Source organism: Pumilibacter intestinalis, assembly GCF_943193005.1.
In the GTDB taxonomy this organism is placed as follows: domain Bacteria; phylum Bacillota; class Clostridia; order Christensenellales; family Pumilibacteraceae; genus Pumilibacter; species Pumilibacter intestinalis.
Window position 1 is genome coordinate 1 of the sequence record NZ_CALPCH010000022.1, and the last position, 22,008, is coordinate 22,008.

A 22,008-nucleotide genomic window follows, 5' to 3' on the forward strand; every position below is an offset into this window, starting at 1 on the left:
TGCCCGTGCTTGTTGCATGCGGAGGAACGGAACTGGAGGCGTTAGACGATATACTTTCTCGCAAGGTGTTCCGAAAGCTGGAGAGCAAAAATCCCGTATACGTAAAGCAGGCGGCGGACGGGCTGTGCTCGTACTTAGACGAACTGTTCGGAGAGGACAAAATGCCGCTGTGCAAAGAGTCGGTAAGACTCATAGAGCAAAATATATAGAAAGGTTACAAGGTTACGAAGATGTCGAAATTGAGAAATTCAATACTTATATTCGGAATTTTGATACTGTGCGTGGCAGTCGCATTGGTTACTTTTCTCGCGCTGTCGGCAACCGGTCTTATAGCCGCAGAGCCTATTGCTCTCACCGTTAAAGTGCGCTCCGTCACCGAGCCTTACGACGCCAATCCCCACAGGGCGTCGGCGTTCGATATAGCGGAGGGCGAACTGCTCAACGGTCACACTATAGAGGCGTTGTCTTACACGGGCGAACTCGTAGGCGTGGGCGACTGCGACAGCGGCATGACTTTGCGCGTTATAGACGAAGACGGATACGACGTGAGCGTGCAATACAAGATACGCATAGTTCCCGGCACTATAACGGTTACGCCGCGCACCATAACGGTAAATCAAGCGAACGTATCGGCGGACTACACAGGCGAGGCGGTAATAAACGACCGCTTCAGCGTGCTCGAAGAAAACGGACTTTGCGAGGGACACAGGCTGGAGGTAAATCCGCTCGATAAGGGCGTTACCGCGCCCACCTCGCGCCCCATAGCGGGCGAATACGAACCCGTGATTTTCGACGCCGCGGGCAACAACGTAACGGCAAATTACGATATGGCGTACACCTCGGGCACCGTTACCGTGCGAAAGCGGTTGCTCACAATCGCGCCCGTAAGCGTGGAACGGGTATACAACGGCAAGCCGCTCGCGCCCGAAAACTACACCATTATATCCGGCTCGCTTATGGAAGGGCACGAGATAACGGGCGTTGAATGGGAGTTCGACGGCGAAACGGACGGGACGGGAATTACAAACGTGGGCTCGGCTCGCGTGCGTGTTCGCGGCATAAGTTTGCGAAACGCGGAGGCAAACGAGTTTTATACGGTAATGAGCACGTCGGCAACGGTTACCGTAACTCCCAAGCCCGTTGTGATAGAGGGCAAGAGCAAAACGTGGCGGTACGTTAAGCCTCTGCTTAGAGCCGAAAACGCTTTCGGAATACAGACGGGTGAAATCGATACGGACGAAAATTCGGGCACGTACAAGTATTACACTTTAAAAAAGGACAAAGAACCCAAAACAAGCGCGGGTATTGTAGACGGCGATATTCTTAAACTTACGTATAGCGCCGCAATAAACGACGTTGGCGAAAAATCAAACGACTTTACGTATACTATTTCTCGCTCTAAGACCGTTTCGGGCAGCGTAGTCGAAGAAGACGTATCGGGCAACTATACGGTTTCGGCGATAGCGGGCACGCTCAAGGTAGAGCCGCGCACAATAAAAATAGATTTGAACGAGCTTATTGCGGCGAATGCAGAGCAGGTATATAACGGCAAAGTTCACGATATAACGCAGTATTTAGAGGGCGCCGCTTTGAACGGCACGGGACTGTCGAAAACCGATTTCGAACCGACCGAGGAGATAAAGAACGCCCGCGTTTACTCGGCGAGCGTGAGAATAAAAGACGAAAGAATTGCGCGTAATTACAATCTCGAGGTTACCGAAGGCAGATACGAGGTGAAAAAAGCTCTTTTGCCTAACTTTAGCTACGGTAAAGAAAAGACCTTATCAAAAGTATACGACGGCAAACCCGCCGTGTTCGATTGCCTTATGGCTGAGTTTGTTGTAGACGAATCGATTCCCGAAGACAAGAGAATGCCCGAAATATATTTTGCTTCGGCAGTGCTTGCGGAAAAGCATATAAACGCGGGAATTTACGAGTCGCAAAATATAGTAAACGCGGTAATTCGAGATAAAGAAACGGGCGAGAACGTGACGGCGAATTACGATATTTCACAAGCTACCGTGAAAGTGGAAATACAAAAGCGCAAAATTACCGTAACGGCTAAAGCACTTACCGTATCGCAAGATTTTTATTTAGAAGAGGTATCGTCGGAATATCTGCTCGGACAATTGCAGATAATTTCGGGTTCGCTTGCGGAAGGCGACAGTTTTTCGGGAACCGCGCTTAAGGCTGAGAGTGAGTATGATACTTATACGATAACCGGTTATGTGCTCGACAAAGACAATTACGAATATAATGACGAGGCAACCGGATTGTGGAGCGTTATTGGTAACACGGACGCATAAAAACAAAAGATAATAAGTATAAGAACGGCGGCAAGATTGTTTGACGAGAGGTAAAATGTTTACTTACGACGCTTACAAAAACAAAATAAAGCGGATAGCGGCGGTAAAGCGCTTTGTATTCAAATTCAAAGTGCCCATTATTGCCGCGCTCGTTTTGATTGTTTCCGCCGTTACAACGCTTTTGTGCACTAAGGGCATGATAACGCAAGATTTTATATTGCCCGAAAATGTGCTTTACGGCGAAAGTTACGAGGTTGTGCAAGCCGAAGCGTTTATGAGCGACTCCTTTTGCGAATATTATTCCGAAAATTCGGGCGAGTGGAGCAATAAAAAGCCTGTGCTTGCGGGCAAATACCGCGTTCGCGCGGTAACTCGCGGAACTTTGGGCAAAAAGTACGGAAGCGAAAAAATATTTGAAATATTGCCGAGAAAAGCCGAAATAAACATTTTCGACAGTTCTTTGGTGTACGGCGACAATCCGAAAAACATAGAAATAAAACTATCCGAAGAGAACGCCGACCCGGGCAAACTCATTTACACCGACAAACTCAACGTGGCAAAACTCGAGTACGATTTTGCCGACTATACGACCGAGCAAACCGAGGTGCGCGTTAACCGCGAAAGCCTTGCCATAACCAACGCCGCGGGCGAAAACGTAACCGATTGTTATGATGTAACGCTCAATTCGCAATCCGTAAAATTCGAGCCGCGCAAAGCGGAGGTGCGAGCCGCGCGGTACGAGTCGGTTTATAGCGGCGAGCCGCAAGAGTTTTCGGCGGCGGTTACAAACAACACTCAAGCGCAACTTGCAAAAGGCGATAAAGTTGTGTTCGAAATCGAGAGCGAAAGCGGCAATCCGCTCGACGCGGGGCGGTATTTTGTGCGCGTAAAACCCGACTCGGTAAAGATTTTCAAGGGCGAAATAAACGTGACCGCGCGTTACGATATAAGCGTGCCTACCGAAAACGTATCGTTCGATATAATTCAAAGAGATATTTTCGTAACCACGTTAGGCGCGGAAAAAACTTACGACGGCACTCCTCTTACCGAGCCGCAATATTCGTTTAGCGGCGAGGTGAGCGGGCACAGCGTGGGCGTGACCGCAACGGGAAGCGTTACGAACGTAGCCGAAGGCGAGGTTTCGAACACTTTTACCGTGCACATAGCGGATAAAAACAATCGCGACGTTACGCATAACTATAACGTGGTGCCCACGTTCGGCAAGCTCAAAATCATTCCGCGCGAGATAAATATAAAAACCCTCTCCAAAGAATGGGAGTATGACGGCACACCGCACAGCAACGCCGATTTTATGACGGGCTACGACTATGCCGAAAACTCCGCTAAACTCGTGGCGGGAGCTTATTTCGGCGTAACGCGCTACTCGGATATTACGGGCGCGGGCGAGAGAGATAACGAAATTTCGCTTTCCATACGGGGCGGCGACTCTGAAAACTACAAAATAAATTACGAATACGGCAAACTCAAAGTAAACAAGCGCAAAGTGAGCGTGCTCACTCAAAGCGATGACTCGGTTGAATACGACGGCAAGCGGCACGTGTTCCGCGGCTATGATATCACCGCGGGCAGTACGGCGAGCGGTCAGATATTTGCAGTCGTATCCGATACCGAGGCAATAAACGCGGGCGAATACGAAAACGCTCTCGAGCTTAAAGTTACGGGCGAGTACGGCTACGGCGATTACACCGAAAACTACGAAATCACGGTTAATCACGGCAAAATAGAGATACTCCCGCGCCGCATAACTTTTAATACGGGCAGTTTGTACGAGGAGTACGACGGCACGCATAAGAGCGTTAAGCGCGTTTTGTCCGCCGAGCATAACGGCAACTCGGACGGCTTCGTGCTCAATCACTACGCCGAAATCAAAAAAGCAGTTTCGGAAATTACCGTACTCAATGTTTCGGAGAGCGGCAAGCTCAACGACTACAAAAAGGACGACTACGCCGTGTTTAACGCCGCGGGCGAGAACGTGAGCGCGAACTATCTTATTACGGGCGTTACCGCGGGCACGCTCAATCTTTTTGAACGGGAAATTAGAGTAACCACGGCGAACGCGAACAAAGAGTACGACTCGCGCCCGCTGTCTACCGAGTCCGCTACTGCCGACCGTCTTGCCGCGGGGCACACTCTGCGTGCCGTTGCGGGCAAAATCGCGAGCGTTACCGACTACACGGCAAACGCGACGGGAAACAATAACACCGAGTTCGACGTGCTCGACTCAAGCGGCACTACCGTGAGCGCGAATTACAGTATAACTTATATATTCGGCACGCTTGCCGTAACTCGCCGCACTATAGTTATTACAAACGCGAGCGATAGCAAAGTTTACGACGGCGACCCTCTCGGTAACGGCGGCTTTACGCAAAACGGCAAACTCGTTTCGGGGCACGAAATATCGCGAGTTAACGCGCTCGACGAAATAACCGAGGCGGGCGAAAAGCCTAACGCGGGCGAATTCGCGATATACGCAAGCGGCGCAAACGTAACGAACAATTACGCAATCACTACCGTAAAGGGCACTCTAACGGTTACCAAACGACCCGTAACAATCAAAAGCCGCGATAAGAGTTTTGTGTACGACGCCGATACTCACGTGTGGGAAGAGCGGGAAATTACCGCGGGCAGTCTTGTTTCTAAGTACGGTCACCAAACCGAGGTAATCGAAAATTCGAGCATAGTAAACGCGGGAAGCACGCCCAACAAACTCGAATATCTTATTTACGCCATGGAAAACGGCGTGAAGGTATATAAAACTCACAACTACGAAATTACCGCGGAGTACGGCACTCTCACCGTAACGCCGCGCCCTTTGTGGATAGAAACGGCAAGCGACGAATTTACTTACGACGGCAAAGACCACGAGTTTAACGAAAAATTCACGTACAAAATTCAAAGCGATAACGGCGTGGATTATTTGGATATCGTTGGCGGGCACGCGCTTATAATAGACACTCGCGTATTCAACGAGGTATTATTCGACGGCTCGGGCTACGAAAACGCAAACGTAACGAGCGGCGACAACTCGCTCGTAAGTTGGGATATAGCGGGCACGGACAAAGCCAACTACACGCTCAAAGTTACCGCGGGCAAAATAAAGGTAAAACGCAGACCTATAAAAGTTACTACGAACTCGAACGCTAAAGAGTACGACGGCAAGGAGCTTAAAGACAACGGCGTAAAATACGATAATCTTTGCGATAATCACTCCATAGGCGCGGCGGGCACTGTTCCGAGCATAACGAACGCGGGAACGCTTAGAAACGAATTTGCCGTGCGCATAGTAAATATAGACAGCGAAAATCCCGACCTAACGCGCAATTACGATATTGCTTACGAGTACGGCACGCTCACGGTAACGCCGCGCAATTTGTACGTAAGGGTATTGTCGCATTCTTGGGAATACGACGGGCAAGCGCACTACGGAGACGAAGCCGAGTTTTTCCACGCGGACAAAGACGGAAACATTATAGACGGTTTCGGTCTTTTGGGCGGTGACGAGCACGAATACGAGTCGGTTACTCAAAAGATATATATAACCAACGTATGGGAAAGCGGGCTTGAAAACTATTACGAATACAAGATAAAAGACGGCAACGCCGATGTGACGAAGAACTACGCCTTTAAGCATACCGAAAAGGGTACTCTTTCCGTAACTCCGCGGTTAATAACCGTTACGCGTTACGGCATGGTGAAAGAATATGACGGAACGCCGCTTTACGGCACGAAATTTTCCGTTAATCGCCCTATGGGATATGCGGGTGAAGCTCTCGTAAGCGACTCTCACCGTCTTGTGCCCATAGAAGATACTGTTACGGAACTTACAAACGCGGGTTCGGTATTCGTAACCACCGAATATACGGTGGAGTGCGATACCGAGGATAACATAGCGCAAAACTACAAAATCGCAAACTATTTTTACTCGGAAAACGACGGCAACCTTACCGTAACTCGCCGCACTATTTGCGTAATCACTCCGTCGGCGAGCAAGGTTTACGACGATACGCCGCTTACAGCCGAAAGCGGAGAAACAGCGGTACATTTGAACGAAGACGGAAACGTAGACGGCAAACCCGCTTTCGTGCTCGGGCATAAATTAAAACTTGTTTCTAAGTTCGGCGGCATAACGCACGTGGGGCAAACCGCAAATGGAAACAACGTGCTCGAATATACCGTTGTGGCGGCGGACGGCTCTCAAACCGTTCCTTCTAACGGTAAAGACTATATAATAAACAATAACTACAATATTACGTACGAGTACGGCACGCTTACCGTTACCAAACGCCCGCTTAAAGTAACTACGGGTTCGGATAGCAAAACTTACGACGATAATTATATAGGCATACCCGCGCCCGCAAGCGTGGAAGAAGAGAACGCGCAAACAAAGCGCGGACTTATAGCGGGGCAGGAACTCAAATTCATTGTTGGCTCTATGGAAGATTTCCGCGACGCGTTTACCAAAACCAACACAGCAAATTACACGGTGCATTATGTGGGTGCGGCGGCGTTCGATTACAACGGCGGCGATATCTCCGAGGATTACGAATTAGAGTATGAGTTCGGCACGCTCGAGATAAAGAAAAAGGACTTGCACATAAACACGGGCGGCGATACTTGGGAGTACGACTCAATCGCTCACAGCGCGGATTACACGCAAAACGGCTCGATAGAGGGGTTGCTTGAATTTCACGAGGCTAAAGCGGACGGCAAAACCGTAACTTATATTACCGACGCGGGCACGAAAACCAACTCGGCGCAATATAAGATTTTCGGCGACGCACTCAACCCCGACAACATTAAGCGCGAGGTGACCGAAAACTATAACATAACGTATACTTTCGGCACTCTTACCGTTACGCCCCGCAACGTGAAAATTTACGTGTCGGATGACGATACTCTTCGTAGCGGCAAAAACTACGTGTGGGAATATAACGGCAAAGCTCATTATAACGATACCGCTTCGGTTATTCATTATTATGAAAACGCCGACGGCGAGTGGGAAGAGGACGGAAAGGCGGGGCTTGTGGGCGACCACGTTGCCGTGGCTCAAGGCAATCGCATTTCGGTAACCGACGTGACCGACGGCACAAAGATAAACATATACGGTTATCTGATTTACGCCGCCGAGATAGATATGCCCGGCGATATTTGGGACGACGAAGCCATAGACGCCGCTCGCAACAAAACCGCAAACTACAACGTAATACAAACCGTTGCGGGCAGTATAAAGGTAACGCCGCGCAATATACTCGTTGTGCGCGAAAAAAGCGAAAAAGTTTACGACGGAGACCCGCTCGAGGGGCTTGATTATCGCGTTGAACACGTGGGCGACGACGGATTGCCCGCAGACGACGGATTGCCCGCGCTTGTGCTTGCGGAGCACTCGTTGCGCCCTATGGAAAGCACGGTAACGAAGATAACCGACGTGCTCGAGAGCACCGAATATACGGGCATAACGGTTACCACCGAATACGAGGTTTACGAGGGTAACGCGCTTTCGTATAACTATAATATTGCGCATACAGGCACGCCCGAAATCACAGTAACGCCGCGCCCGATAACCGTTCTTACCGACTCCGAGACCAAGCCTTACGACGGCACGCCGCTTGTAAAGTATTCGTGGAAAATCACCGAGGGCAATTTGGTGAAAGACCATGAGCTTTTGCACGATACCGACCGGTTCAGCGCGAAAGTTACTTACGTGCACGAAGGCAAAGCGGAAAACGAGTTGCACTTCAAGATAATGAGCGGCGAGGACAGCAAGTACTTTAACTACGCGCTTACCGTAAATTACGGCACGCTTGAAATAACGCCGCGAGTGCTTTATATATCGCCCGAGTATTGCGAGCACACGTATAACGGCGAAATATTCGAGTATAAGAGCGGTTTTGGCAATTTCGAATATCTTACCGACGACGAAAACCACCGCGTAGTGAGCGGCGAAAGTCTTGAAATATTCGTGCATTTCCGCAAAGACGGCGAGGTTACGCTGCCCGAAAACGCGGGCAATTACTTTATTTTCATTACGGGCTACGCTACTGCGGACGGCATGCAAAACTACGAGATTGCACGCATGGACGAGTTGAATATTCCGTTTACCGTTCATCAGCGCTCCGTGCGCTTAACGCCGAGAGTTTTCGACAGGCAGTACGACGGAACGGCTTACGACGAGTCGGGCGAATGGGAGTATGTCCTCGGCGAAAACACGCCCGAAGAAAACAAGGTGATAGAGGGCGACGGGCTCAAAATAATAGCGCAGTATTTGCTCGGCGATATTGTGTTAGAGCCTATAAACGCGGGCACTTACGCCGTGCGCATAATCGGCTACACCACCGTCGACGGCATGCAGAACTATAATATTACGGGCGAGATTGCAAGACTCGAAATCCTGCGGCGCAAAGTGATTTCGGTTACTCCGCAAAAAGTTACCGAAACTTACGGCAAACAACCCGTTACGGTAAAAGGCTTTAATTCCGAGGGCGAAAACGGCGAATTCGGCATAGCCGAAAACGACGCGCCGCATATAAAATTCGATTACGAATACTTTACCGAGAGCGGTTTGCCCATATCCGCGCCGATAAACGCGGGCAAGTATAAAGCGCGTGCGGCTATGGCGGATAACGTATCGGAAATATTCTTAAACTACGATTTTTCGCAAACCGAATATTTGTACGGTGAAATAGAGATAAGCAAAAAGCAGGTTGTAATAAGAGCGGTAGACGGCAAATACAAGTATTACGACGGCGAGGCCGCAAGCTATGCAACCGTTGCCGAGCTTAACGACGGCGTTGCCTATTATCTGCTCGGCGGCACGGTTTACGACGGCGACGAACTTTATTTCTCGGTTGCGTTCGAGGGCACCGTGATACGCGCCGACGGCACGAGCGAATTCGTTTCGAGTAACAGCGTATCCGAGGTTGCGCGGTATTTGCTTATAATCGCGCCCGACTCGGAGAGAAACGCAAACTACGATATAACGGTGAACGACGTTGCGAGTTATTTCGAGATTAGAAAGCTGTTTGTATCGGTAACGACGGCGGGCGGCGAATTCACTTACAACGGCGAAACGGTTAAAGTTGCGAGCGAGGGCAACACGCAGGTAACCGACGAGGTTGCCGAGGTTATGCGTAGGCTCGGGCATACCGTGGTAGAGAGCGGCGGGAGCGGGCTTGACAACGCTTGCGACGCGGGAGTTTACACAAACGACCGCAACGTGTCTATAATCAAAAAGTTGTCGGACGGAAGCGAGCAAGACGTGTCGCACAACTACGATATAGTTGCGAATTTCGGAGTCGTTACTATAAACAAAGCTACGGTTACCGTGCGGGTGCAAATGAGCTCATACGGGCGGGAGTATAACGGCAATCCGTTCGAGATAGCCGAGCCGCAGGCAAGCGGATTTATGAAAGACCATGGATTTGCAAACGCCGTGTGGGAGCGGCTCGTAAACGCGGGCACGTACTCCGACTACTCGCTCGAAAGCTACGATATAGTTGACTCGCTCGGCGGTTTCTTCAGCGAATACGGCAATGCGCTTAAAGACAACTACGTTCTCGAATACGAGCTTACGCCGGTTGTGATTACTCCGCGGGTGCTCGCGTTTGCGGCTAATCCCGATAACGGGCGGGAGTTCAACGGCTCCGAGTTCGAGCTTGCGCCCGCCGAGTTTATAGGCAATCTTTCTAACGTGGTGAGCCGCGATATTCTCACCGTGGAATACCGCGCCGTGCTAAACGGGTCGGCGGCGAGAATATGCGACGCGGGCGACTACGTTGTTACGCTTACCGGCGTGCGCGTGAACGGAGTTTCGGTGCTCGACGAAAACAGCAACTACGTGCTTGAAAATTCGGATATGCTCGCACTCGGGCAGTTCGCTTTGCAACTTAACGTAAAGAAATACGGCTTGGCGGGGCACGGAGTTATGCTCGCGGTTAACAAAAGCGAAAAGACTTTCGACGGCTACGAGCTTTTCGGCAAAGACGGCGACCTTTCGTTCGAGAATTTGCCCGAGGGCTTTAAGTTTGCGGGCGCGGGTTGGAGCACGAGCGTGCTTTATCCCGGCGACCGAAAGGAGAACCGACCCGACGGACTCAAGATATACAGCGCGGCGGGAGCAGACAACAGTCATAATTTCGATTTTACCGATTTTACGTATACGGCGGGCGATTTGTTCATAACCGATACCGCCATGCTTAGCCCTTATAACGCCGGCAAAGAAGCGGTATATAGCGGCGCGGAACATTTCGGCACCGTGGAGGGCACTGTTAACAATTCCGGGAGACTTACGTTCACCGCCGAAATAGACGGCGTAACGCTGAACGGGAGCGAGCTTACCGCTCAAAACAAGCGCGTGCTCAACGCGGGAGACTACGTTATCACGTATAAAAACGTAAGATATTTCCTTAACGGAGTCGAGTATACGGGTACGCTCAATATTTCCAACGATTGCCGATTTACTTACAAAATAACCAAACGCGCCGTGACAGTCGCGCCCGAAACCGACTCCGTAGAACTCGAATATAGCGGAAGCTCCAAGGCGAACGCGCTCGTATTCGGCAATAAAACGACGGGCGCGGCAGAGGGGCACGTTTTCGAGCTAATGCAGGTTAAACGCTCCATGAAAGGATACTCCGAAAAAACTTTCGACCGAGTGGGTGACAGGCTCGAGGCGGAAGTGCCGCTTTCGGTATCGGCGTTCGGCGTATACGCGTATTCGGGCGGCAAAATGTTTGACTCCTACGGAATCGACGTATCTTCAAACTACGAAATAAAGTTTGAAAATAATACGGTTAGAATTTCTTTCAACAGAATAGCGGCGCAGGTGAACGTAACGCGCCGTCCCGCGGGGATAAACTCCGTTTACAAATACACGGGCACGGAACGCAACTTATACAAAGAGCTCGGCATTTCCGACGCCTCGTTCTTTACGGCGAGCGGACTTTACGGCGGACACGTAGCCGAGGTGGGAGCGGTAACGCTCACGGTGCGCGTTGGGCTTCAGCCGCGTTGGTTAACCGTGAAGGTAAAAGACGGCGCGGGCAACGACGTGAGCGCACTTTACGCAATCGCTTACGATTACGCCGAAAACACGGCTATAGAGGTGGAGAAAGCGCAAGTGACGATTTCGGGCGAGTCGGTTTGGGTGAACGGCAACAAACTGTCCGCATATACGTTCAAGGAGCACGTGGTGGACCGTGACCCCGAGGGGCTGTTTATAGAGTCGGACCGCTACGTATATTATAAGTTGAGCGGCGAAGGTCATTACGTGCGGATAGACCGTGAGGGTGGCTCGCCCGTGTTTATCTCCATAACCGTTCGGCTCGACTCGAGCGGATTGCGGCATTACACGGTGAGAAGTTTGAATTACGGCAGATTTTACGATATAAGCAAATGAGCTTAGGAGGATGAAAAGTGAACCGCGGATTTAAGTATTATTTCGGCAACGGCATGCGCACGGCGGCAAAAGTGTTGTATTCGGGCGGCGGATACCTCAAATACCTTTTGTATTATTTCGCTTCCGCGATAGGGCGGCTGATACCCTTTTTCGGCGCGATATTTTGGGTTTCCGATATTCGCAGGGCGAAGATAGCAAAGCGCGAAGGAACGCTTACGGTGACTCGCGCGTTCGGCGGGGTAGACGGCGGAAACAAATTCGGCGCGACCGTGCTCTCGGTTACGCTCGTGATTTTGATAGCCCTCGGCGGTGCGGCGGCATTGTGCGCCCTCGCTTACGGCTTTTGGCTGTTCGGCTATCTTTTGGGCGCGTCGGCGGCAATGACAAGACCCGAAATACTCGCCGCGGTGTTCGCGTTGCCGTGCCTTGCGGGCGCGGTGTTGTTTGCCTTGGGCGTGGGCATAATGTTTGCGCCCGTGCCGTATATAGTAGACTCCAACAAAAAGGTTTCGGCAACCGCGGTTATGGTTGCGGCAACCGAAACCATGCGCAGGAGCGGCAAGTTCGCGTACTTTCTCAGCGTGTTCGTGCCCGTTCTCGTAAAGGCGGCGTATCTTGCGGCGGCGTACGGCGTTTTGTACGCAATCGTGCAACTTGTTTCGTCGCCCGTGCTTTTGCTCATACTGTGCGCGGTATGGATACTTATCGCGCTCGCGGTGTTCGCGGCGTTTGCGCCGCTGTTTACGCTTGCGGGGGATATAGCCGTGACCGAACTGTTCGAAGATATTTCGCTCGACCCGTCCGCGCTCGAGAACCGCACGAAGGGCGTGTTCGTGCTCAAAGCGCACGGGTGCGGCGCGGAAATGAACGGGCTCGACGGCGACTTAAACAGGCTGTTCGACTCCGCGCCCGAACCTCAAGACCGAAAGGAAGACGTGCGCTACGTGCCGCCCACCGATTACGAGCCTAAAATGGGCGTGTTCCGCGAGAACGACGTCGCGGAAAATGAGGGAAGTGCGGAAAGCGCCGAGAGCGCGGAAGGCGTAGAGATAACCGAACAAGACCGAAACGGGCAGGTGGAATAATATGACTGTATTTGTGTGGAGAGTGCTGTGCATACTTTCGGCGGCGTTGTTCGCGGCGTTTGCCGTGATACTCATATGCGCCAAATTTCTCAAAAACGTGTACTATCACAATTTCGAAGAGGACGAGCTTATCAAGAACGAGCAGACGGGAAACTCGTACAATTCTATCTATTTCACGTCGGGCGAAACTCGCAAGTATATTAAAAAGTACGTGATTTGCAAAACGCTGTACGACAAATTTTTGGTGTGCAACTTTGCTCGGCGGTTCAAAAACATAACCTACTACGTTATGCAGTATTCGCGCGGCAAACGCCCCGTATCGGTGCTAAAGATAGACCAGTATTCCACGAGCGGCGACAGCTCCAAAATAATCACGCTGAGTCGCAGATGCGCATACGTAAACGTGGTAGTGGGCACGGTGGACGATAAAGTAATAAACACCGACGTAATCCGTCCGCTTGCGGTTGCAAAAATACGCCTTTACTCGCTCGTGAAAAGTTTGATGCTGTTTTGCGGACTGTTCGCGGTGCGCCACGCGATTGTGGAGATAATAGCGGGCGAGTCTTTTTCAAAGCAGTATTTCGATAACCTCTTGAATTACGTTGCGATTGCGGCGGCGTTCGTTTTGGGAGTGCTCGCGTATTTCGTATCGGTAAAATGTTTCCGCGGCAAGAACGTGAAAGAGCAGAGCGGAGGAGCGATTGAATATGACTTCTTATAAGAAAACTACCAAATTCAAATACACCAAAAACCCCTCCGACGTGGTTGTTCTTAGGGAATATATTTTGTTCGAAGACTCCGCGCAGGGGAGCAAGAGCGCGCTCTTGAAGTTTTGCAACAATCTCGACCAAAAGCTGTTCGGCGTTCAGTTCGAGGTTTATCAGTACGACGAAGCCGACTCTTTGATAGCAAAATCGCTCGTTGTGTACGATAAGTTCACCGCCGAGGCAAACGCCGAATTCGTACCCAAAGCAAAGCTCAAATTGAGCGAGAACTGCGCGAGCATATCGGTCAAGCTGATATCCGCCGATTTCGACCGCATACGTTGGGAGAAGGGGAGCTTTACCGATACGGGCTACGAGTTTAAGCGTTACGTTGCCGAGGCGAACAAAACGCCCGCGCCGCGCGGCGAGCAGCCCGCTCCCGCCGCGTTTACCGCGCCGCCCGACAAAAAGCGCAAAAAAAGAAAGAAAACGATTGCCTTTCAAATGCGCGAGGTGAGCGCGAAGAACATGGCGAAATTTCCGCTCGCTTTCAACATTTTGGCGGCGGTGCTCGTTATAGCGTTTTGCATAGGCACCGCCATATGGTTCAGGCAAACCTCTCCGCGCGAAACCATAGACGGCTATGACGTTAAGATATCGGGCGACACGGTTGCGATTTTCGGCTACGAGGGCTACGAAACAAACCTCGTTATTCCCGAGAGCATAGGCGGAAAGCGGGTAACGGAAATAGGGCGCGGCGCGTTCACGAGGCCGTCGGGCGTTAAAAGCGTTACGTTTTCGTCCGACGTAACGGTGCGGGCGGGCGCGTTCGAAAACTGCGCCAACCTCGAGCGAGTACAGTCCGAGCATGCGGCGACTGTTTCAAACGGGGCGTTTTCCTCTTGCGAAAATCTGCGTTTCGTGGATATGCCGCTTGCTACGGTGTCGAAAGGCGGATTTTACGGCTCTTATTCGGTAAGTCGCTTAAACGTGAAAGTTTGCGAGGTAACCCGCCTTTTCGAGGTGTTCGGCAAGGGCGGAATGAGTTTGGAATTCAACGCCGCGTTCCCGAGCGGGCGCATAACTTCGGAATATTTCGACAACCTTACCATTACCGACCTTTGCCCCAAATCGGCGTATAAGGCGGATTTCGCCGCGCTCGTAAACGTGGAGAAAATAAACGGCGTGCACAGACTCGGATACGAGTATTTCGACAACCTCGAGGTTAAAGCGGGCGAGGTGCAAGACGTAAGACCCGATTGCTCGGAACTTACGATTCCCTCGGCGGTCAAGATTTTCGACACCGCGAAATTCGCTTCGCTTCTCTCGGGCGTGCACAAGCTCGTTATAGATACCGATATGAAAATAAGCGAGGAGTTTTTCTCGGCGTTTCATAACCTCGAGGAGCTTGAGCTCAAAAACTCCGCTTCGGCATATTACGGAGTGTTGAAAAACTGCGCGGCTACTCGGCTTGTTATGCCTGCGCCGAGCGCAAGTCTTTTCGATATAATAAAAGACGCGAACGTGCATAGCGTTGCCATTGTATCGGGCGCGATTTCCTCCGATAATTACAACTGCTTGGAGGGCGTAACTCTCGATTCGCTCGAAATATCGCCGAGCGTGGCGGTAAGCGGGTATATATCTTTCAAATACGCCGATATAGCGAAACTTTCTCTGCCCATACTGCGCGACGGCGTGCTTTCGGAACTTTACGCGGGAATTTCCGAAATGGAAAGTCTGCGAGCTTTGGAGCTTAAGAGCGGCAAGCACAACGCGATTTCGGCGAGTGCGCTCTCTGGTTTGCAGTTTATTGCCTCGCTTTATATAGAGTGCGATACGGTTGCCGCGGGCGCGTTTGCGGGGTTCGAGCATTTCGACACTCTTTCTCTCAAACTCGGCAAATACGGCGACTCGTTTTCCGAGCTGTTTTCCGAGTCGGAAAACGGCGTTAAAATAGAGCGGCTGATTATCGACACAAACAAAGTAAAACGCACCTATTTCGACGATTGCGGCGACCGCAACATACAGTACACTTTGGTGCAAGGAGAAAAATGACTTTTTCGAGCGCAAACTTAATAAATTTCGATTTCGTGAAGTGGGAACTTGCGCTTCTCGCTTTTGCCGTGCTCATAGCGGTGTTTATATGGCGGGGCAAGGGAATTAAAAGCGCGATTATATTTCTGCTCGTCGCAATTGCTTTAATAGGCGTTGCGCTTTTTACGAAATATATAATCGTGCTCGCGATAGACGAGCCGAGCGAAGCCGTGCGAGTGGGCGTGGCGTGGGTTCCTACCGTGGATTTCGCGCTCGTAATATTCTTCTCCACGTTGCTCGGCGTAACGCGCGGTTTTCGCAAAAGCGCGATACTCATGGTGCAATCGCTGTGCGCCGCCGCCGTGTGCATAGGGCTGTACTTTTTCTGCATTAACAGCGAAGCGGTAGACGAGCTTGCGCTCAAGGCGGCAAATCTTTTCACCGGCGATTTCGCAAGCACTCTCGGAGTGAGCGCGGAGTGTTCCACAATGCGCGAGGTGCTCTCCGAATATATCCCCGGAATTTTGGGCGGCTTCGGAACGGAGGTAAACATTATACTGCGCGACAACGGCGCGTATATCGCCACAATCGTAGACGCGGCGTATCAAATCGCTTTTGCGATTTTGTGCTATATTGTTTATCTGTTTTTGGTGTTCGTGCTTTATATCGTGTATCACTGCGCCTATTCCGAACGCAAGTACAAACAGCGCAAAGACGCGCTCATGGCGGCGAACAAAACCGACTCGAGTTACCGCAAGCACTCCGCGGCGGGCGGCGTGCTCGGGTTTGTGCGAGGGCTTGCCGCGGGTCTTATATCGCTGTCGTTCTTGGGCAGTTTGCTGTTTATCGCGGCGGGCGGCACGGGCGACGGCACGCTCGAAGAATACTCTTTCGGCGACGATAATTACGATTTCGGATATTCGGTTTTCCGCTCGGTGGAGGACTACGGCAATCACGGCATATTCAAGCTCCTAAATAAGTTTAAGAGCACCGACGACTCGCCGTACTATCTCTTTGCCGCCGACCTCATATTTTCGGGCGGGCTCGAAGACCAAAAGGCGGGAATAAACGCCAACATAAAACTGCGCAAAGAGCTGGGCGCGTACAGCGGCTTTGCCCGCCAAACCTTGAGCCTTCTGCTTAAGCACGGCGAAGAGGAAATAAAGCCCGTGCTTTTGGGAACGTATGACGGCGACAAAACGGACGCTATTTTGAAAGTGATGTGCCGCCCCGAATTTCAAGCCGAGTTCGAAACTCTTATAGACGGGTTCGAGGCTCAAACTTATATAATTAACTTTGCGCTAAGCGCGATTAACTCCATTATAAGCGAAATAGACAATACCTCGTTTGCGAATTCAATCGGCGAAACCAACCGAGAAATGCTCAAACTGCTGTTTAAGCCCGGCTATTTGAGCCCGTACATTCCCGACGAGGCGAGCGGCGCGACGGGTAAAAATCAACCCGTTCTCAATTTTACCAACGTGTTCCGCCGCTCCGACGCGAAAACCGTTTACAAATTGGTGGTTTCCATTTTAACCTCGGAGGCGAATACCGAGTCGGATATGGGCACGCTGGAAATGGTGAACGAGCTTATGCCGCACCTCGAACGGCTTTCCATGCTGTCGCCGTCGCGCGAAAGCGAGTTCAATCCCGTGTTTACGCGGCTGTACTGTTTTCTCGCCAACGTGTATCTTTCCACGGAGGACGGCGGAAACGAAGTGGAGTACGGCGCGCTCAAGAACGAAAACGTAAAGTGGGTAAGCGAAATCAATTCGCTTTTAACCGTTTGGGGCGACGGCTACGGTCTGATAAAATCGGCGACCGAGGGCGAGGGGAGCGCGTTCGAGCACTTGCTGTCGCTGTTCGATAAAGAAAAGCCGGACTACGAGCTTAATATTACGCGTTACGACAATTGCTGCGAGGCTTTGGCAAAGTCCAAACTGTTCGGAAAGGTGCTCGTTACCGATTACATGCAGGAGCAGTTTATATACGAACTGTTTCGCGCCGTGAACGAAAACATATATATTCCGAGCGGTATGACTTACGAAAACACCTACGACTCCTCGGGCAATTTAATAAAGCACGGCGAAATATACAATCTTTTGCTCGGGGTGCGCCTTATGGGCACCGAAAAGGAGTATCGCAAACTGATAATTAACGCCATAGGCGGCAATTCGGAAGGCGACGGCTCTTCCGACAATTCGGAATTTTCGGAAATTATAGATTTAATTTCGGGCTTCGGAGAAATCAAAGAGGGATACAACAAGCCGCTTTCTTACTATTTCACCGAGTCATCGCTCTTGCGTTCGCTTGCTTCGAACTTGATGTTAGAGCTCGAAGCCGAGTCGTTGATTGTTCCGTATTCGGTTTGCGAAAGCGGGACGGATGGGCGCATGATAGAAAAAGAGGTGCTCGCCGATTTGTTCGAGCAACTTTGCGACCCCGAGTTGAGAGAGGCTCTCAAAACTCTCGAGGACGCGGATATGAAAGAATTGCTCGAAAACGAGGCTTTCAAAAAAGTGCTTAAAGGCGGCAACGGAATTATAGAGGGAAGCATAGCCCACGCCGTGCTGAGCGAAACGGCAAACAACGACTACGTAGTTATCCCTTCGTGGCTCAAAATACCCGAGGGCGGCGGAGCGCGAGATATTCCCGATAATTGGCTTACCGACAAACGCGGCTCGGCGGGCGAAGTCGGCAAGATTGCAAACGCTCTCGATTATATAGATATTTCCGCGTTGCTCGGCAATTCCGCCGATTTGACCGACCAAATACTCGACAGGGACTGGACCGACGACGAACTCGAAACGCTTTTCGCATCCGACGTGTTGCATTTCTCGGCGTCTAAAAGCATACTTTCCGATAATTTCGATATTGGCGGCGGCTTTACCATGATAGTGCCCAAAGACGCGTGCACCTATCTTTCGGGCGAGGATATCGACCGCGTAGTGAACGTGAGCGAGCTTGTAACCGTGCTCGGAAACATTTCGGAGATGAACATAAATTCCGAAAGTTCGGCTTCGGATATTTTGCGCGAGCTCAACGCGCACAAGAACGTGCTCGAGAGCTATATTATATGCGCCTCTATGGCGCACTTTATAGCGGGCGAGCAATTTCTCGATTTGCCCGCAGTGTACGAACGCGCGGCGCAAAAGGAAGAGCTCGAGGAGCGCGGCGGAGCGTACAGTTGGCAAAAGGAATTAACGCGGTTGCTCGATGCGATAGACGCTTTGTTCGACCTCGACGGCGAAGAGGAAATAAATTTCGACGACGAGGGACTTCTCGAGCGCAAACTCAACGAGCGGCTCGCGGACTTTAACTCGGAGTTCGAAAACAGCGGCAAAACGCGGCTCGAATACTGTTGCGCGTCCGAAATAGTTTTGCACAACATAACCGATAAGATTGACAGAGCTATAGAGGAGTGGGCTATAACGCGCACCGACGACCCCGACAAGTTGCTGTTCGAAGACGAGAAGAGTTTGCAAAAGGCGAAACGGTATAACGGTTTTTGCTCGAGTTGGTACTACACGCATGACGAACTCGAATCGCTTGTAAACTCCGTAACAGTTTTCGAACTCAAAGATTTCTTCGGCACAAACGCCGAGGCGGGCGGCACAAAAGAGGATATAAGCGCGAAAGCCGAACAGCACTTGCTTGCGTTGAACAAGCCGTTCGGAAACGGCGGCGGCAGTCAACTCGACGCGATATACGGCTCGTATATAATAAGAAAGGTGGTAACCAACGAGGTTGACGGCGTGTTTACCTCCGAGCGCATAGTTATAGAAACGCGCGACTCCTTAAAGGACGAATTCGACTTAACTTATCTTAAGCAAGAAATGAGCGGCGCGGTAACCGCCGTGAGCAAACTCACCGAAGGAGTGGAGGGCAACAGCGTTGCCGACAAGGTTGGCAAACTGAATTTCGACAGCATGCAATTCTTGAGCGACAATCTCGACGATTTGTATGCTTCCAAGTTGGTTGCGGCGTGCATAACAAAGTCGGTGCAAGACGTTATCAAAACCCACGGCACTCTCGCGCACCACGACAAAGCGTATATCGACGGTTACGCCATATACAAGGAGAGCGAGATTAGCGCGCTTATAGACGTTGCGGGCACTGACGGCACTGCCGCGAATTTCGGCATAGACGATTTGGGCAAAATCAACGACAAAGTAGGAAAGTCTTATCTTGTGGACGCGTCGCTTACCGTAAACATACTGCGAAAAGAAGATTTGTTCGTGCCGATGAGTGCGGTTACCGAATACGGCGTGATTGAGCCGAACGAAATCACCGCGCTTTTGAACGCGTTTACGCTGATTGCGCCGAACGGCAATCTGAGCGGGTGGAGCGGCATATCGTCGTTGCCCGACAAAACGCACCATGCGCAAATATCGCGCAGCGCGATACTGCGGGCAACCGTAGCAAAAAAGACGAACGGCGAACATTTGTATGTGAGCAAGCAAAACGCAATTAAGTGCGAGAGAGCCGCGCTCCAAAACGGAGTTGCCGCGCCGAGCGAAAACGGCGATTTCGTAGTCGTGCCCACCGCGGGGCAGGCGGAGGCAATGCTCGGCGTATTGCCCGCGGGCGACTCGTTCGCAATGCCTTCTTTGAACGGCGTTTCGGATTTGCCCGAAGATATAGAGCCGTATATTGCCTGCGATATGCTCAAGTTCAGGATATGCGAACTTTTGTATGCGGCGCAGGATATCGGACTTATAAGCGGTTACGAGTTCCGAAATGAAAGCGTTTGGGATATTGCGAGCGGGGAAGAAACCGAAGCGCGTTCGCTTTCCGACGACGATATTCGCCGCGCCGTAGCGCAATTGTCCTAATGCTCCTCTTAAAGAACGCATTGTGCATATTCTATAAATCGCGCTCGTAAAATTTGTTCATTATGTAGTTGATAATATCGGGCGCATTATAGTATAATATAATTGTTAAAAAAACATAAATACTTTTATGGAGGGAAGAAAATGGCAAGTCTGTCGTTAAGACACATCTACAAAATCTACCAGGGCGGAGTAAAAGCCGTAAGCGACTTCAACTTGGAGATAGACGACAAAGAATTTATCGTATTCGTAGGTCCGTCCGGTTGCGGTAAATCCACCACTCTCCGTATGGTGGCAGGTCTCGAAGAGATTTCCGCCGGAGAACTTTATATTGACGGCAAGCTCGTCAACGACGTAGAGCCCAAAGACCGCGACATAGCGATGGTGTTCCAAAACTACGCGCTTTACCCGCACATGACCGTGTACGATAACATGGCGTTCGGTTTGCGTTTGCGCAAAATGAACAGCAAGGAAATCGACAAGCGCGTGCAAGAAGCCGCCGCAATTCTCGGCATAACTCCGCTCCTTTCCCGTAAGCCCAAGGCTCTTTCGGGCGGTCAGCGTCAGCGTGTTGCTTTGGGGCGTGCTATAGTTCGCGAACCCAAAGTGTTCCTTTTGGACGAACCGCTCTCCAACCTCGACGCAAAACTGCGCGTGCAGATGCGTACCGAGATAACCAAGTTGCACAACAAGCTCGCAACCACTTTTATCTACGTTACCCACGACCAAACCGAAGCTATGACCATGGGTACACGCATAGTGGTTATGAAAGACGGTATCATTCAGCAGATTGACACGCCCACTTGCTTGTACGACAACCCCGAAAACCTTTTCGTTGCTTCTTTCCTCGGCTCGCCGCAGATGAATTTCTTTAAGGCTCAGCTCGTAAAAGAGGGCGACAAGATTTACTCGGTATTCGGCAACAACAAAATACTCGTTCCCGAAAGCCGCGCAAAACGCATTATAGACGATTACTATATCGGCAGAGAAGTGGTTATGGGCGTTCGTCCCGAAGATATCCACGACGAAGAGATTTTCATCTCCTCCAATCCCGACACCGTTATAAACGCGGAAATAGACGTTATAGAGAAACTCGGTAACGAAACCATTCTCTACATGAAGGTAGACGGCAAAGAGGATTACACCGTTGCGCGTATAGACGCCCGCTCGCAGTTCGCAACCGGAGAAAACGTGAACCTTGCCATAGACGCGAACCACATTCATTTCTTCGACCCCGATACCGAGCTCACCATAATGGGCGTGCCCAAAGCAAACCGCATTGCGGCTAAATTCCTTGCCGGCGAAGACGGACTCGTTGTGCGTTTCGGCAACATAATAATACCCGTAAGCAAAGAACTTTCCGAGCGTCTTACCGACCTCGAGCAAATCAATCGCGACGTAGTTCTCGAAATCGCGCCCGACGACCTTTCGGAAACCGAAGAAGAGGGTTGCGTTAAGATTGACGGAGTGGTGGACTTTATAGAAAAATATCCCCGCTATACCGCCGCGTTCAGCGTAGTGCCCGGCAAAAAAGGTTTCCTTGTAAGCAAGCACCCGCTTGATAGCAGCATTGCCCCCGGCGACAAGATTTCGCTCTTCGTTCGTCCCGACAGCATACAGCTCCGCGACGTT

6 protein-coding genes and 2 pseudogenes are annotated in these 22,008 nt (G+C 51.0%); all 8 read left to right on the plus strand.

Annotated features, from left to right (window positions below; all coding sequences use genetic code 11):
- Nucleotides 1-209 (plus strand): annotated as a pseudogene (locus NFR55_RS09130) (hypothetical protein); the annotation flags it as partial.
- Between the two features lie 30 nt (nucleotides 210-239).
- The gene (locus NFR55_RS09135; RefSeq protein ID WP_251548445.1) at nucleotides 240-2,306 is read left to right on the plus strand and encodes a hypothetical protein; all 2,067 of its coding nucleotides are present in this window, start codon (nucleotides 240-242) and stop codon (nucleotides 2,304-2,306) included.
- A gap of 55 nt (nucleotides 2,307-2,361) precedes the next feature.
- Nucleotides 2,362-11,721, plus strand: a complete 9,360-nt coding sequence (locus NFR55_RS09140) for a hypothetical protein (protein ID WP_251548446.1) — start codon at nucleotides 2,362-2,364, stop codon at nucleotides 11,719-11,721.
- A gap of 17 nt (nucleotides 11,722-11,738) precedes the next feature.
- A complete protein-coding gene (locus tag NFR55_RS09145) occupies nucleotides 11,739-12,806 on the plus strand; it encodes a hypothetical protein (RefSeq protein WP_251548447.1) in 1,068 nt (355 codons plus the stop codon).
- Between the two features lies 1 nt (nucleotide 12,807).
- Nucleotides 12,808-13,527: a hypothetical protein gene (locus NFR55_RS09150; protein WP_251548448.1), complete on the plus strand. Its 720-nt coding sequence runs from the start codon at nucleotides 12,808-12,810 to the stop codon at nucleotides 13,525-13,527.
- A complete protein-coding gene (locus NFR55_RS09155; RefSeq protein WP_251548449.1) occupies nucleotides 13,514-15,565 on the plus strand; it encodes a leucine-rich repeat protein in 2,052 nt (683 codons plus the stop codon). The genes NFR55_RS09150 and NFR55_RS09155 overlap by 14 nt, the downstream gene beginning before the upstream one ends.
- Nucleotides 15,562-20,379: a hypothetical protein gene (locus tag NFR55_RS09160; RefSeq protein ID WP_251548450.1), complete on the plus strand. Its 4,818-nt coding sequence runs from the start codon at nucleotides 15,562-15,564 to the stop codon at nucleotides 20,377-20,379. Before NFR55_RS09155 ends, NFR55_RS09160 begins: the two co-directional genes overlap by 4 nt.
- A 141-nt stretch (nucleotides 20,380-20,520) precedes the next feature.
- Nucleotides 20,521-21,633, plus strand: a pseudogene (locus tag NFR55_RS09165) (ABC transporter ATP-binding protein); the annotation flags it as partial.
- Between the last annotated feature and the right edge of the window lie 375 nt (nucleotides 21,634-22,008).

Excerpts from the sequence above, each read along its gene's own strand:
- NFR55_RS09155 (WP_251548449.1), top strand. The coding sequence starts at position 13,514 with ATGACTTCTTATAAGAAAACTACCAAATTCAAATACACCAAAAACCCC.
- NFR55_RS09140 (WP_251548446.1), top strand. The coding sequence starts at position 2,362 with ATGTTTACTTACGACGCTTACAAAAACAAAATAAAGCGGATAGCGGCG.
- NFR55_RS09160 (WP_251548450.1), top strand. The coding sequence starts at position 15,562 with ATGACTTTTTCGAGCGCAAACTTAATAAATTTCGATTTCGTGAAGTGG.
- NFR55_RS09150 (WP_251548448.1), top strand. The coding sequence starts at position 12,808 with ATGACTGTATTTGTGTGGAGAGTGCTGTGCATACTTTCGGCGGCGTTG.